Here is a 13,411-nt window from a genome sequence, read left to right on the forward strand (position 1 = left end):
CAAGTTCACGGCAACCCGGGAAGCATCGGGTAGGGGTCTGTGACGGTGGGGGCACTGTTGGTCGCCGGCAGCCCCGTCTGCGCGCCGTGGCCTCCGGTCAGCAATGACAGGAGAGACGCGTAGTCGTTGATGGCATTGATCAAGGCTCCGGGGTCGAACGGCACTGCGGGCGCCGGGTCGTCAGCGGCGAGCGGTGCGCGAGGCGCGCCCGCGGCCAGTCCGGTGCCCAGCGTCAGAACCGCCACCGCGCCTGCGACACCCAGCGCGGTGTACCCGACCATCCGGCCGATGGTGGCGTATGCGGACATGTCGTTGCTCCCCGATCTGACATAGGGCGCCTGAATGCACCCAAATCACTCTGGAAACACTGGACCACTACTGTCACATTTGGAACACGACTCTGTCACAACTCGCTCCCTATGGCGTGGCTGAGTCCATTCCAGCAGGCGGCTGTGAGAGGCTGCCGCGCTTCGGATCTGGGCGTCCCGGCCCGCGATGCAGGAGCCGCCGCTTGTTGCGCAGGGAAACAGCACCCGTTGCTCGCGTCAATTTCGCCCGGAATTTGCTGATCACGTTGGTACGGTGCGGCCAGACGAACGGGGACGCTCATGATGCACCACTCCAAGACCTTCCTCTTTGCCGCGATGGCGATCAGCCTGGCCGCGTCGGGCTGCAGTTCGACCACCGACACGGCGAGCGCGACGACCACCACAGCCGCACCGGCGTCGTCGTCGACCGCACCGGCGAGCCCTGACGCCTTGGTGACACTGCTGCCTGCGCCGGCCGACACCCAGCAGACCAACGGCCCCGACACCATTCCCGACGGCGGCATCCACATGCACTATCAGATCACCGGATCACCGAACGACGTGATGGCCGCGTACAAGTCCGCTCTCGAAGGCAAGGGTTGGGCGGTCACCACCATCGTCACGTCGGGTGGCGGCAGCGGAGGCGGCGGTGCGACATACACCGGCACCCACGGCAGCGCGTACGGCGTGTTCGACGGCGGCGGGTATCAGGACACCACCTACATCGACGTGTGCACGTGGGCCGCGAAGCCGGCCAACCCCAACTGCACGCGCGGGGATCGCTGACGGCGCGCCGCCGGACGGTTTGCGACAGGTCCGCGAATATTATTGCCGCAAACGGGTATTCGCCTGACGACCCGACGCTGCAACCGTCGGGCGGCACGCCGGCCGTCAGCCTGGCAGTGCCGAGATGGCAACGCGCCCAACGTGTCGCGGGCGATCTGCGCACGGTGAGATCGGCCAGGCCCTACTCTTGATGCATGTCCGATCCGCGCCCGCGGTCCAGGGCTACGGTTGCCAAGCTGGCCATGCACTGTGTGCTGGCCGGTTTGCTTGTGGCAGTGTTGCTTTTTCCCGCGGTCGGCGGCGCCGGGATGTTGACGGGGCGGCTGTCCGACACGGTGGCCCAGGACTCCGCGCAAGTCCTGGGCGGCGAGGCGCCGCTCGTCACGACGATGGTCGATGCCTCGGGCACGCCCATCGCGTGGCTGTACGAGCAGCGCCGCTGGGTCGTGCCCAGCGATCGGATCGCCAACACCATGAAGCTCGCGATCGTCTCGATCGAGGACAAACGCTTCACCGAACACAACGGAGTGGACCTACAGGGGACACTCAACGGGCTTTTCGGCTATCTGCGGGGTATCGACAACGTACGCGGGGGGTCGACCCTCGAGCAGCAGTACGTCAAGAACTACAACCTTCTGGTCAAGGCGAAGACCGACGCGGAGCGTCGGGCCGCGGTCGAGGTCTCCCCCGCCCGCAAGCTCCGCGAGATCCGGATAGCCCTGGCCCTGGACAAGGCACTGCCCAAAGAGGAGATCTTGACCCGGTACCTGAACCTGGTGTCGTTCGGCAACGGCGCCTACGGAGTTCAGGACGCCGCGCGCACCTACTTCGGCGTCGATGCCGCAGACCTCACCTGGCCGCAGGCCGCCCTGTTGGCCGGCCTGGTCCGGTCCACCAGCGCACTCGACCCGTACACCAACCCGGACGGCGCGCTTGCCCGACGCAACATCGTCCTCGACACCCTGATCGACTACCTGCCCGACCTGGCCGACGAACTGACCGCCGCCAAGGCCACTCCGCTGGGCGTGCTCCCGGCGGCCGACCCGCTGCCGCAGGGCTGCATCGCCGCCGGTGACCGCGCGTTCTTCTGCGAGTACGTCCTGCAATACCTGGCGCGTGCGGGGCTGACCATCGAAGACGTCGCGCGTAACGGTTACCTGATCCGCACCACACTCGACCCGAAGGTGCAGGACAGCGTCAAGTCCGCGATCGACAAGCGAGCGGACCCTGGCGCCGCCGGGGTCGCAAGCGTGATGAGTGTGATCGCACCGGGCAAGGACGCACACCGGGTGCTGGCAATGGCCGACAGCCGCGTCTACGGACTCGACCTCGATGCCAACCAGACCGTGCGCCCCCAACCCTTCTCCCTCGTCGGCGACGGCGCAGGCTCGATATTCAAGATCTTCACGACCGCCGCCGCGCTCGACATGGGGATGGGGATCAGCACCCGACTCGATGTGCCATCGACATTTCTGGGCAAGGGCCTCGGCAGCAGCGACACACCGGGATGCCCGAAGGAGACCTGGTGTGTGAAGAACGCGAGGCCCTACAGCAGTCCGTTGAGTGTCACCGATGCGTTGGCCCAGTCCCCCAACACCGCGTTCGCCAAACTGATCTCACAGATCGGGGTGTCGAACGCGGTGGACATGGCGGTCCGGCTGGGCCTGAGATCCTATGCCGAACCGGGCAGCGCAGTCGCCTACAGCTCCGAGCCCAACGAGAGCATCGCCGATTACGTCAAGCGGCAGAACATCGGATCCTTCACACTCGGCCCGCTCGAGCTCAACCCGCTCGAGCTGTCGAACGTGGGCGCCACCCTGGCCTCCGGCGGCACGTGGTGCCCACCGAGCCCGATCGACAAGATCTTCGACCGCAACGGCCGTGAGGTGAACGTGGAATCCGCCCCGTGCGAACAGGCCGTGCCCGAAGGCCTCGCCAACACGTTGGCCAATGCGCTCAGCAAGGACCACACGAACGGAACCGCCGCCGGCGCAGCCAGTTCGGTGGGCTGGACGCTGCCGATGTCGGGTAAGACCGGCACCACCGAATCCCACCGGTCATCGGCTTTCCTCGGCTTCACCAACCGATACGCCGCGGCCAACTACATCTTCGACGATTCCCCGAACCCGTCGGGGCTGTGCTCGTACCCGCTGCGCAAGTGCGGTGACGGCGACCTGTTCGGCGGTACCGAGCCAGCCCTGACCTGGTATGCGGCGATGAAACCGCTGGCCGACGCCTTCGGTCCCGTGGCCCTGCCGCCGACCGACCCACGCTATGTCGACGGCGGCCCGGGCGGCCAGGTACCCGTCGTGACCGGCATGAAATTCGACGAAGCGCGTAAACGCCTGCAGGACGCCGGTTTCCGAGTCGCCGACAAGCCGACGCCGGTGAACAGCGAAGCCACCAAGGGCTCGATCGTCGGGACCACCCCGAGCGGAAAGACCATCCCCGGCTCGATCATCACGATCAACACAAGCACCGGCTACGTCCCACCGCCGGTCTACATTCCACCGCCGTCGGCCCCGCCGCCCCCGCCAGGCGAGCTGCAGCCGCCGCCACCGCCCAACGTCATCATGATCCCCGGGCTGCCGCCGATCACCATCGGACCGCCGCCACCGCCTCCGCCACCGCCACCGGGCGAGCCCGGGTTCTGACCGCGGCCGGTCCCGGCTAAGGCCGTGCCGATGGGGGTGCGTCGACGCGTGCCGAGATCTGCTTGGCGATCACGACAGCCGAGTCCGCGGGGTTTGCGCTGCAGGTGTTGACGTCGACCACGACGTTATTGTTCGCGGTCAGTGCCCGGCCGCAGGCCCACCCACCCGCTTGAGCGTTGGACTGCGTGGTGATGGTGCTCAGCACACCGTCCTTGTCGGAAATGGGACCGACGTCCCACAGTGATCCGGACTGCGTGTGGGTGTAGTGCTTGCAGGCCTGCCATTGCCGAACTGAAGCATCGTAGAAGGCCTTGGCCTGTTCGGCGTCGGTGTACAGGACGACCGCCTGGCGTGCGTAGTGGACGAAATTCTCGGTTTCGCTGAGCGTGACGTCGTGTTCGTCGGTGAACCCGCTGCCGGCATAGACGGGTGCCTGCACGGCGCCATCGATGGCGAGGCACTCCTGAGGCTCCATCGTCGCGCTGTCGTCGGGCATTTCGGAGCCGGTGGCAGTCACCACCATTTCCCCGGCGGCCATCGCAGCGTTGATCTCTTCTGGTGACAACAACAATTGCGGCAAGATCTTCGGCGTCAGCGGCACCGGCGCGAACGAGGTGATCATCGGGCCGGTCGGGGTCGGCTGGGCCGCCGGTGGTGCCGATTCGCCGCAACCCGCGGCCAGGGCGCAGGTAGCGGCAACGGCGATCATGGTTGTCGCAAAACGCATTCGTCATTCCCCATTTCTGCGCCGACGGATCCGAATGGCGGTGGTTTGCCCCACCACGACACATCCAGGGAAACAACCAAGTCGTTATCGACGAAGAACATCTGTCCGAAGGTATGAAGACTTGTCGAAACCGTTACCCAACCACCATCAGGCATCCGGTCAGGTCCGGTCCGCCGCGGTGATGTCGTAGTCAAGGACAGGTTTGGAACTGACGGAACGGGCAATTCCTCCTCGCGACAGCTACTCCGTCGCTACCTAGAGGATCGGACTGACCATGATCGTGCTCGGCATCATTCTTCTGTTGATCGGCTACTTCACCGGCCTGTCGATTCTCTACACGATCGGCGGCATCCTCGTGGTGATCGGCGTCATCCTGTGGATTCTCGGCGCCGTCGGCCGCCCCGTCGGCGGACGAAAAGTCTGGTACTAGACGGGCCGCGCGCCCGCGGCCGCGATGAAACTTGCGGTCGCGGGCGGTCAGTATCGGCATGGCTGAAGAAACCATGGCCGCGACCACCGTCGTCAACGCGTCAGCGGAAGCCGTCTTCGACGTGCTGGCCGACCCGTCGAGCCACGCGGCGATCGACGGCACCGGATGGGTGCGGCAAGCCGTCGACACCACGCGCCTGACCAAACCCGGCCAGCTCTTCCGGATGGGGATGTATCACGAGAATCACCCCTGCAAGCTCTACGAGATGACCAACCGGATCGAGCAACTGGACCGACCGCGCGTCATCTCCTGGATGCCCGGAGCGCAACCCCGCTACATTCCCGGACGCCAAGGCGCCGACGACGACGCCGTCGAGTACGGCGGGTGGATCTGGCGCTACGACCTCAAATCGGTTGGCGCCGGCCAGACCGAAGTCACGCTGACCTACGACTGGTCACGTGTTCGGCAGCCTCGGCCGTTCGAGTTCCCGCCGTTTCCGCGCGAGCATCTCGTCAAATCGCTGGAGCATCTGGCGAGTTTGGTGAGGATCTGACCGGTTCCATCGGCGGATTCTGAACTCTGGTCTACAGGCCATCGCGGCGCACGAGGTCGTCGCCTGCCGTCAGGTCGGTGGCAAGTTGCTGCTGAATCTCCGTAGGAACACGCACACCCCGCACGCGCAGTTCTCCGATGAAGCGAGCGGCAAGCGGGTCGGGCGCCGAGGGGGTGATCGCCACGAGTTGGCGGAACCAGCGGGGTGAGAAGGACCGTACGGCTCCGGGAAAACCCTCGCCGACAGCGCTGATCGGCGTGATGGCGACGCCGAGCCCCGTAGCGGCAAGTTGGGGTGCGGATGCTGTCACCGCAGTCCTCATCACCGGATCCGGACGGACGCCGGCCTCGGCGAGCGAATAATCGAGCCAGGAGACCAGACCATTCTCCGGCGCGAAGTGAACGATGGGGACGCCATCGAGTTGATCGAGTCGCACCGCGGACTGTTTGGACAGGAAATGATCCTGCGCCGTTGTCAGGACGATTTCTTCGGTCGCCACCGGCGTGACGGTGAACCGGTCAGGAACGGAAGTCGGGGCGGCTACGAATGTCACATCGACCTCGTCGTCGTCGAGCACTTGCAGTAACACGTCCATCGAGGTCGATTCCCGGAGCGTGAACTTCACGGTGCTGTCGCGTTGGAGCCATCGTTGGATCGCTGGGGCAAGGAATGTGACCGTGAGACTCTGCGCGCAGGCGAGCCGTAACGATCCGCTGGCGCCTTCCCCCACCGCGCGCGCTGAGCGCACCGCCGCCGCTGCGGCATCGAGTGCCCGCCGCGCATCCGAGAGCGCCGCCCGACCGGCGGGCGTCAGTCTCACCCCACGTCCTTCGCGTAGAAACAGCTGCGTGTGTGTCTCACGTTCGAGTGCGGCGAGCTGTTGAGACACCGCGGGCTGCGACGAATGCAGCGCTTCCGCAGCGCGGGTGATCGATCCGTGGTCAGCCACTGCCACCAGGGACTCCAGCGCCCGCAATGACACCATCTCCGCAGGCTACCTGTTCGGAACCTCATTTCGACGGCGTGCCGTCAGGGCTCCGTGCGCCGTGTGATGATGATGTGCGAGAGTGTCGACCCCGAAATCTCCCGTTGGATCCCGCCAGACCGCGTGAACGTGGTTGGCGCGGCGTTGGGTGTTGTCATACTCGATCAAGATTCCCGGGCCCTGGATGCGGTAATAGTGCGGTTCGCCGGCTTTCACGGCGCCGGCCCACGCGACATGCAGTGCGTCCAACTGGTCATCTGCCTGGTATCGAACCCGATACGACTCGGCGATCGGTTCGGCCGCCCGGGTGAAGTACAAGTCGAGCAGGATCCGAAGTGCATCCCGCTGCTTCGCTGTCATGGCTGCCGCCGGCAGGCCTTTCGGCACCCCGGTCAACGCAACTTGGGCGTCGTCCTCGGCCGAGTAACCAGAGCCCGACTGCATCGCTTCGTTGACCTGGTCGAGCTGGCGTGCCACCTGGCTGTCGGTGAACCTTCCCCGGAACACATCCGGCAAAGGAAGTCGCTGGTTGCCCTCAGATACCAGGGATCGGTTTGCCCCAACGAGATCCGAGACTGCCCGTGGATGAATCAGCGCACGTGTCCGCTGGTCGCGATCGAAAGATCGCATCAAACCAAGGGCGACGTCCTGCACGCTGGCCAGCGGTTGCAGAACCCCGCCGATCAACGGCGCAGCGGCCGGATCGGCGCCCAGGAACAGCGGGGTGGTGGACACGACGCATCCGTCGGCGATCAGTTGATTGACCGAGACGTGATGACCGCCGAATCGCCAGCCCCACAGTCGATCACCAGGAGATCCGAACACGCTCACGTAATACATGCCGGGGTCTCGGCCCCGCTCTCGCTCGAAGGTCATCGACCACCCCTCCAAGCGGTCGAGTACGTTCTCCATGCCCATGACCGTGACCAGGGTGACGTACCCGGCCTCTGAGAGTCCGGCCGCAAGAATCTGCATTGCCAGCCTATGCTGCGCCGGGCGTTGGTCGACCAATGGGAGGCCGCCATGGTCGGTCGGGGTGTAGAACCACAGCAGTCGCTCATTCTCCGATTTGCCGGGAGGCGCGAAGGTGGCGCGTGTGCGCTGCTCGCTGGACAAACTGTCAAGCCAGTCCGCAACTTTTTCGGCCAGCTCGACGGCCAGTGGCCGCGTCGCATCGAGCGCACTGACCTCCGCGGCCGTGCGGGGTGGCCGAAAGGTAAACGTATCGAATGTCATTGCTGCTTCAGTGGTTTCAGTCTGACCTGCCGTACAGGTAGTCGATAAGGCCGTCGACCGGCTCGTCGGCCTTCAGCAAGGCATCGAATCCGATCTCCGACGACGCGATCTGCTCTGCGCGCTCAAGGACAGCGTGGATGAGATCACGAGGGATGCAACAAATCCCGGTCTCGTCGGCGGCGATGAGATCGCCGGCCGTGACCCGGATGTCGGACAACCGGATTGTTCCGTTCACCTCGGTGGTGATGCTGCGCCACTTTCCGGTGACTGGAGTGTGGTCGCGCGACCACACAGGGAACCGCAAAGAGCGCGATCTTCCCAGATCCCGGACGCCGCCGTCGACTATCGCGCCCGCCACGCCCTGCCGCTTGGCCACCGACGCCATCAAGCCGCCCATGTTCGATATCCCGGCAAGGCCTTCGATGACCAGGATGTCCCCAGGGCCCGCAGTCCTCAGGGCGAGGATTTCGGCCATGCGCCAATCCTTGTCGGACACCGCCGCAAACGCTGACCGCGACTGGGCCACATTTCGCACCGTCGTGGCGTTTCCGACGATTCGTTCCTTCGGCATAGACGGACCGAGACGTGACGTCGGGATCGCACCGCTGACACCCAACTCGTCAAGCACATCGGATACGGTGCTGGACAGGTCGTCGAGGGCGAGGAAGCGCTGAATCGTCGTTTTGTCGGTCGGCGGCAACGGATCGTGAATAGTCACCCAGTCGAACCTCACATCGACAGATCCCGCGCGCATTCGGTCAGTCACTCAGCTCTCCTCGCCAGAACACGTTGTGATGCAATCGGTTCCGCCGCGAAGAACGCGCGGACCGCCCAACTACTCAACCGTATCCGAGGCGGGGTCGCCGTGCCCTTCGATCTTTGAATGGCAGTCATTCGCCATTCTTTTAAACCATGGTCACCGAAGTAATGGCAGAACTGTCCGATATCGCCATACTTGCCAAATTGAGCCAAATCACTTACTTTTCAACATGACTCGTTGACCACACACGAGATCCGATATCCGCCATTCCCCGCGACGCTATCGAAATGACACACTTCAAAGGAGAAGTACATGGACTACCTGCTTTCAGGAAAGACGGCGATCGTCACCGGCGGGGCGTCGGGCATCGGGCTCGAGACAGCGAATCAATTGCTTGCCGAAGGCGTCAACGTCCTGGCGGTGGACCTTGACGTCGCCCCGCTGACTTCCCGGCAGGGACCACAGCTCCGGTCGTTTCAGTGTGACCTTACAGATTCGGACTCGGCGTCGGCCGTGGCCGCCGCAGCGCTGGAGGCCTTCGGCTCGATCGATGTTCTGATCTCGTGTGCCGGGATCGCGCCAGTGCGGAGCAGCTCACTCGAAGGAACCGACGCCGATTGGCGGCGAACGCTCGATGTCAACTTTCTGAGCATCGTGCGGATGTGCCGCGAAGTGGTCCCCCACATGAAAGCCGCCAGCGGGGGATCGATCATCAGTGTTGCTTCCGATGCAGGCCGAATGCCCGACCCCTTCTTCGCCGAGTACAACGTCTCCAAGGCGGCGATCCTCATGTTCATGAAGGCACTGTCGATTGAATTCGGTGGCGCGGGAATCCGCGCCAACACCGTCAGCCCGGGCCCTGTGCGCACACCGATGTGGGACCGGCCAGGTGGATTCGGTGATTCTGTCGCTGAGTCTTTCGGGATGGAGAAGGAAGCTGCGATCGAACACTTCGCTGTCAATGTTCGCAAGCTTCCTCTTGCCCGCCTCGGTACGGTGGCGGAAGTGGCCGCGGTCATCATCTTCCTCGCGAGCCCGCTCGCATCATTCGTCACGGGTGCCGAATACACGGTGAACGGTGGCAGCATTCCGACCGTTTGATGTAAAAGCTGTTGCGTACCAACTAGATAAAATATCGCCAGGCCCGATCGCCATCTGCGTTACACAATGTCGCCGGCGACAGCATTGGAATTGGATGTACATGTGATGACCAAATCTATCCCTACCGCAACCAATATCGACCATGTCGGTTGGTCGGTCCAAGACCTGGATGCCGCCGTGTCATTCTGCGTCAACGTCCTCGGGGGTCAGGAGATCCTCCGGGCCGGACCTTTCTCCGATCCCTCCGGCGACTGGATGTCTACACATTTCGACGTCGATGCTCGGGCCTCGGCAAATCTTGCGCTCGTCAGACTCGGGGCGACTCAGGTTGTGGAGTTCATCGAATGGAACACCGCGAATCGAGAAGTGGTGTGGCCGTTCAACAGTGACGTCGGGGCGTCACACCTAGCGATTCACGTGCGCGACATCGACCAAGCGATGCGACACCTGCAAGAACACGGATGTAGCGCATGCGGCGACCCGATCCCACTGGAGAATGTGCCTCACGCCGGCCTGACGATCCTGTATGTCCGAACGCCTATCGGGCTGCTGTTGGAGTTGGTGTCCCGTCCCGGCCACGACCTCCCGTACGAGGTCACCACCGATGCTCGACTACTGGCGCCGACGCAGGAGTGGAACAACGGACAAGCTGTGCCTCGAGAGGAAAGGCCATGAGTGTGGAAGCTGTTGCCGGCCCGGACGTCGTCCCGCTTCCTCGAGAGATCATCAAGGACGCTCGAATGATGATCATCGGGTACCGGCCGGCGGATCGAGCCGCGGTGCGGCGGGCCCTCCCGAGCCGGTTGGAACCCCACCCGGAAGGAGTCGTGCTACTAAATCTCTGGGCCGCAGAGGATCCCGGGCGTTCGTCAGGGATGGGGACGTACGGGCGCCTATCGTGCGGCTACATCGCTCCGGAAGTCAGCGGATACGACACCCAGACAAGCGATGGCAATGCGACTGGGCATGGCCGCTTCTTCGCACATCACTGGTTGGAGTCCGACGGCATGCGGTCGTTTGCCTTGGCATCATGTGGGAACCGCGCGGACGTCGGATGGGTCAAGCAAACCGAGCCCCGCCCCGGCGAACTGGTCCAGGAGCTTTACGTGCACGACAAGGTTGTCGTGAGAACGACCTCGTCTGTCGGTACCGACCGGTTGACAACGATCGGCGGACACTTGAACTACTTCACGCGCTTGGAACACCCACACGATCGCGAACAGATTGCACGGGTGGCGGTACCGTTCGTCGCTGACGTAAAGGACGCGCAGGTCAAGTCGATCGAATGGCTCTTCGACCCCGATCACCCCGCGGCGGCGCTCGCGCCCGGCTCAGACCCGGACGTGGCCAGCGTCCTCTATGGTGACGTCACGTGGGCGCCGTTCACGGTGGCCGAAGTACTGTGAGCCGTCGGTGGCATCAGTCCAGCTCCCCGACCGACGCAGCGCACCACCTGGCATTCAACATAACTCGTTGATCACCACGCGGGATCCGGAGTCCACCATTCCTCGGGACACTGTCGCGACGGCGGGTTCCGCCGACTGACCGAAGCAGTTCAGGTTATTGAGAATTCACGTTGGTTACGTACGTCGAGAGGTAGAGAACGATGGCTTATGACCTTCATCCAGAGGCCCGAGCGCTCATCGAGTCACGCCCGTGTGCCCATCTGGTAACCATGCGGCCCAACGGCCGCCCGCATGTGTCCTTCATCTGGATCGACGTGACTGATGACGGACGCATCCAATTCGGAACACCTCCGTGGCGGGTCAAGGGTAAGAACCTGGCACACGATCCGAAATGCATCCTCTCAATCCAGGACAATCAGAAGCTCGAAAGCGGGTTGACCCGACATCTCCTCATCGATGGCATCGCGTCGATCGACAACGATCCCGAACGCGGACAGAAATTCATGGACCAGCTGTTCCACAAGTACACAGGCGCGCCCCGTTTCGGGCTCAACGAAGATGGACATCTCCTCGTCACTGTTGACATCACGCGCGTTTCCGGCGTCGGCCCGTGGCACACCGGTAAGACGACATCCTATGGAACGCCTATCTGAGCTAGCGCGGGTTCTCCGTGAATTGCCGCATGAAGAGCGAGAGTCCCTGTCCTGCAAGGAGTTAATGAAACCCTCGGACGGGAGGAGAGTTTCCGCTGACGGTCGTGGAGCCATGTCGCGTGCCGGGTTGAGCCTGCCGAGCTCGCCGACCTGGTTATCGGCCTAGGTCACCGATACGGGCCGGTACCACGGGTCTCAAGACGAGCCCCTCTGCCGTCATAGCCCATCACGGTTTGCTCGGCACGGGCTCGGTCGCCGCCCACAGCAGAAGTTACGAAGTAGCCGCGCAGAAGCACAATCAGGTACCCCGTTTGGCACTCGCGAACAGCGCCGCCATCTTCATGCTGGAGACTCTGCTGGTCCAGTGATCTAGTCCTCGAACGACGTTGGACAGTGGGATGTCAACTAAACGCAGTTACCGCCAGCGGCGTAGTGGTTCCGGTTTCGCGGATTTCGACGGTGTGGATTTCTGAGACCGGGATGACGGTAGCCGCCGCGAGGTTTGACGCGTGATCACCGGCCGGACTCCAGGTCGCGACGGCCTGCTGTTTACCGTCCCTTGTCGTGACGATCAAGTCATAGCTTGCCACTGCGGTCGCCCAATCTTTGGTGTACTGGCAGTTCCAGTCCAGCCGGGTGCCCCAGTCCTCGGCTGATACGGCCAACGATGCTGTGACCCCGGCTCGCTCGCCAGGTGCCATCGCTTGCAGCGATACTCCGGGCGGGGCATTTCGCGGGATGGCGGTATATCCAACGATCCCTCCGACGACAAGCAACGCCGCGGCCGACGCGACCGCTGTGGCAACGCGGGTGCGCCGGGATCGTGCGCGGCGCTTTTCGGCCGCGACAGCAAGCGACGTAACCGTACTCGATCCGTCATCGGTCGTTGGCGTTTCTGCATCGAAGCCGATCAGTGCCAACGCCTCGTCGCGGGGCAAGATGTCGAGGATGGCAGGGATGTCTGCATAGTCGGTCAGCGCCGCGGCGTGCGCCGGCTTGGCTGCCAAGAATTCCTCGTACTGGGCGGTCTCTTCTGGGCTGAGGGCACCGAGAAGGTAGGCGGCGTCCCAGTCGGCTGGGTTGTCATCCGAAGTCATCGGACTACCCCCTTTTCTTCCAATGCGATCCGTAGCGCACGAAGCGCATAGTGCAACCGAGACTTGACGGTCCCAGTCGGGATCTGTTCGTGCTGTGCGATCTCTGCCGTGGTCTGGCCGAGATAGTGCGCCCGGACAAGCACATTGCGGTGTTCCGGGCTAAGGGAACGCAGCGCCTCAGACACGACCCACTTGTCGATCGCAGGACCGATGGTGTCGGATGCACGCTGTTCGGGGACGGTGTCGGTTTGTAGTTCTCGCTTGAAGCGCGCGCTACGGCGGTCGTCGATCACCAAGTTCTTGGAGACGGTATGCAACCAGGCCCGGGCAGATTCACTGGAATACGTCGTGAGAATCCCGGGCCGCTGCCATAGCCGCAACAGCGACTCCTGCACCACATCCTCGGCGAACTCTCGGTCACCTCGCGTCAACCGCAGAACATACCGCTGCAGTGCAGGCGCATGTTCGTCATGGATCGCACGAAAGAGGTCGGCTTCGCCGGCGACCGGGTGCCGCGGTTCTGGATCAGGGTCTGTCATGTCGGGCCATTTCCTTTCCCAACTCCACGTGCCGGATCCTGCCCCTGCCGACGCAGTCACGCTCCGCATGGAGCGGCAGGTTTACGGACAAAAGGCCCCTGAGCTATCGCCAACATCTCGCGCCAGCGAGTCTAGCGCCCTACGGCCAAAATGCCTCCGAGGACAGCCGATCTAGG

Annotated in this window: 15 protein-coding genes; 8 read left to right on the forward strand and 7 right to left on the reverse strand. The window is 63.6% G+C overall.

Annotated elements, in window-relative coordinates; genetic code table 11:
* Positions 1-5: 5 nt before the first annotated feature.
* On the reverse strand, positions 6-308 hold the full coding sequence (locus G6N67_RS36895; protein ID WP_036442975.1) for a hypothetical protein: 303 nt from the start codon (positions 306-308) through the stop codon (positions 6-8).
* 300 nt (positions 309-608) lie between these two features.
* Here G6N67_RS36895 and G6N67_RS36900 point away from each other — a divergent pair, with 300 nt between their 5' ends.
* Both G6N67_RS36900 and ponA2 read left to right on the forward strand, forming a co-directional pair.
* A complete protein-coding gene (locus tag G6N67_RS36900; protein WP_036442972.1) occupies positions 609-1,094 on the forward strand; it encodes a hypothetical protein in 486 nt (161 codons plus the stop codon).
* Between the two features lie 194 nt (positions 1,095-1,288).
* On the forward strand, positions 1,289-3,748 hold the full coding sequence (gene ponA2 / locus G6N67_RS36905) for a transglycosylase/D,D-transpeptidase PonA2 (protein WP_073906088.1): 2,460 nt from the start codon (positions 1,289-1,291) through the stop codon (positions 3,746-3,748).
* A gap of 16 nt (positions 3,749-3,764) precedes the next feature.
* Here ponA2 and G6N67_RS36910 read toward each other — a convergent pair whose 3' ends face one another.
* A complete protein-coding gene (locus tag G6N67_RS36910) occupies positions 3,765-4,475 on the reverse strand; it encodes a sensor domain-containing protein (protein WP_036442968.1) in 711 nt (236 codons plus the stop codon).
* Positions 4,476-4,749: 274 nt separating this feature from the next.
* Between G6N67_RS36910 and G6N67_RS38900 the strand changes: the two genes are divergently transcribed.
* Positions 4,750-4,905, forward strand: a complete 156-nt coding sequence (locus G6N67_RS38900; RefSeq protein ID WP_095533362.1) for a hypothetical protein — start codon at positions 4,750-4,752, stop codon at positions 4,903-4,905.
* A gap of 58 nt (positions 4,906-4,963) precedes the next feature.
* Positions 4,964-5,458 carry an SRPBCC family protein gene (locus G6N67_RS36915; RefSeq protein WP_036442965.1) on the forward strand — a complete coding sequence of 165 codons (495 nt, stop codon included), beginning with the start codon at positions 4,964-4,966 and terminating at the stop codon, positions 5,456-5,458.
* 31 nt (positions 5,459-5,489) lie between these two features.
* On the opposite strand, the gene G6N67_RS36920 is transcribed toward G6N67_RS36915, so the two are convergent.
* The 3 genes from G6N67_RS36920 to G6N67_RS36930 are packed head-to-tail and all read right to left on the reverse strand — an operon-like array spanning position 5,490 to position 8,397.
* Positions 5,490-6,443 carry a LysR family transcriptional regulator gene (locus G6N67_RS36920; RefSeq protein ID WP_036442962.1) on the reverse strand — a complete coding sequence of 318 codons (954 nt, stop codon included), beginning with the start codon at positions 6,441-6,443 and terminating at the stop codon, positions 5,490-5,492.
* Positions 6,444-6,452: 9 nt separating this feature from the next.
* The gene (locus tag G6N67_RS36925; RefSeq protein ID WP_051579325.1) at positions 6,453-7,679 is read right to left on the reverse strand and encodes a DUF3500 domain-containing protein; all 1,227 of its coding nucleotides are present in this window, start codon (positions 7,677-7,679) and stop codon (positions 6,453-6,455) included.
* 16 nt (positions 7,680-7,695) lie between these two features.
* The gene (locus tag G6N67_RS36930) at positions 7,696-8,397 is read right to left on the reverse strand and encodes an RraA family protein (RefSeq protein ID WP_163642455.1); all 702 of its coding nucleotides are present in this window, start codon (positions 8,395-8,397) and stop codon (positions 7,696-7,698) included.
* Between the two features lie 354 nt (positions 8,398-8,751).
* Between G6N67_RS36930 and G6N67_RS36935 the strand changes: the two genes are divergently transcribed.
* The 4 genes from G6N67_RS36935 (at position 8,752) to G6N67_RS36950 (ending at position 11,599) form a co-directional block, all read left to right on the forward strand.
* Positions 8,752-9,540 carry an SDR family NAD(P)-dependent oxidoreductase gene (locus G6N67_RS36935; protein ID WP_036442959.1) on the forward strand — a complete coding sequence of 263 codons (789 nt, stop codon included), beginning with the start codon at positions 8,752-8,754 and terminating at the stop codon, positions 9,538-9,540.
* Between the two features lie 66 nt (positions 9,541-9,606).
* Entirely contained in the window at positions 9,607-10,215 is a 609-nt protein-coding gene (locus G6N67_RS36940) for a VOC family protein (protein ID WP_063835201.1), read from the forward strand.
* Complete coding sequence (locus G6N67_RS36945; protein WP_131524886.1) at positions 10,212-10,946, forward strand: hypothetical protein; 735 nt, start codon at positions 10,212-10,214, stop codon at positions 10,944-10,946. Before G6N67_RS36940 ends, G6N67_RS36945 begins: the two co-directional genes overlap by 4 nt.
* A gap of 200 nt (positions 10,947-11,146) precedes the next feature.
* Positions 11,147-11,599: a pyridoxamine 5'-phosphate oxidase family protein gene (locus tag G6N67_RS36950; protein WP_081812877.1), complete on the forward strand. Its 453-nt coding sequence runs from the start codon at positions 11,147-11,149 to the stop codon at positions 11,597-11,599.
* 401 nt (positions 11,600-12,000) lie between these two features.
* Here the strand turns inward: G6N67_RS36950 and G6N67_RS36955 are convergent, their stop codons facing one another.
* On the reverse strand, positions 12,001-12,696 hold the full coding sequence (locus tag G6N67_RS36955; protein ID WP_036442953.1) for a hypothetical protein: 696 nt from the start codon (positions 12,694-12,696) through the stop codon (positions 12,001-12,003).
* A complete protein-coding gene (locus G6N67_RS36960; RefSeq protein ID WP_051579321.1) occupies positions 12,693-13,235 on the reverse strand; it encodes a sigma-70 family RNA polymerase sigma factor in 543 nt (180 codons plus the stop codon). The genes G6N67_RS36955 and G6N67_RS36960 overlap by 4 nt, the downstream gene beginning before the upstream one ends.
* Between the last annotated feature and the right edge of the window lie 176 nt (positions 13,236-13,411).

The organism is Mycolicibacterium mageritense (assembly GCF_010727475.1).
Lineage (GTDB): Bacteria > Actinomycetota > Actinomycetes > Mycobacteriales > Mycobacteriaceae > Mycobacterium > Mycobacterium mageritense.

Bases quoted from the DNA above. Each gene is read 5' to 3' on its own strand.
- G6N67_RS36895 (WP_036442975.1), bottom strand. From the start codon at position 308: ATGTCCGCATACGCCACCATCGGCCGGATGGTCGGGTACACCGCGCTG.
- G6N67_RS36900 (WP_036442972.1), top strand. From the start codon at position 609: ATGATGCACCACTCCAAGACCTTCCTCTTTGCCGCGATGGCGATCAGC.
- ponA2 (WP_073906088.1), top strand. From the start codon at position 1,289: ATGTCCGATCCGCGCCCGCGGTCCAGGGCTACGGTTGCCAAGCTGGCC.
- G6N67_RS36910 (WP_036442968.1), bottom strand. From the start codon at position 4,475: ATGCGTTTTGCGACAACCATGATCGCCGTTGCCGCTACCTGCGCCCTG.
- G6N67_RS38900 (WP_095533362.1), top strand. From the start codon at position 4,750: ATGATCGTGCTCGGCATCATTCTTCTGTTGATCGGCTACTTCACCGGC.
- G6N67_RS36915 (WP_036442965.1), top strand. From the start codon at position 4,964: ATGGCTGAAGAAACCATGGCCGCGACCACCGTCGTCAACGCGTCAGCG.
- G6N67_RS36920 (WP_036442962.1), bottom strand. From the start codon at position 6,443: ATGGTGTCATTGCGGGCGCTGGAGTCCCTGGTGGCAGTGGCTGACCAC.
- G6N67_RS36925 (WP_051579325.1), bottom strand. From the start codon at position 7,679: ATGACATTCGATACGTTTACCTTTCGGCCACCCCGCACGGCCGCGGAG.
- G6N67_RS36935 (WP_036442959.1), top strand. From the start codon at position 8,752: ATGGACTACCTGCTTTCAGGAAAGACGGCGATCGTCACCGGCGGGGCG.
- G6N67_RS36940 (WP_063835201.1), top strand. From the start codon at position 9,607: ATGTCGCCGGCGACAGCATTGGAATTGGATGTACATGTGATGACCAAA.
- G6N67_RS36945 (WP_131524886.1), top strand. From the start codon at position 10,212: ATGAGTGTGGAAGCTGTTGCCGGCCCGGACGTCGTCCCGCTTCCTCGA.
- G6N67_RS36950 (WP_081812877.1), top strand. From the start codon at position 11,147: ATGGCTTATGACCTTCATCCAGAGGCCCGAGCGCTCATCGAGTCACGC.
- G6N67_RS36955 (WP_036442953.1), bottom strand. From the start codon at position 12,696: ATGACTTCGGATGACAACCCAGCCGACTGGGACGCCGCCTACCTTCTC.
- G6N67_RS36960 (WP_051579321.1), bottom strand. From the start codon at position 13,235: ATGACAGACCCTGATCCAGAACCGCGGCACCCGGTCGCCGGCGAAGCC.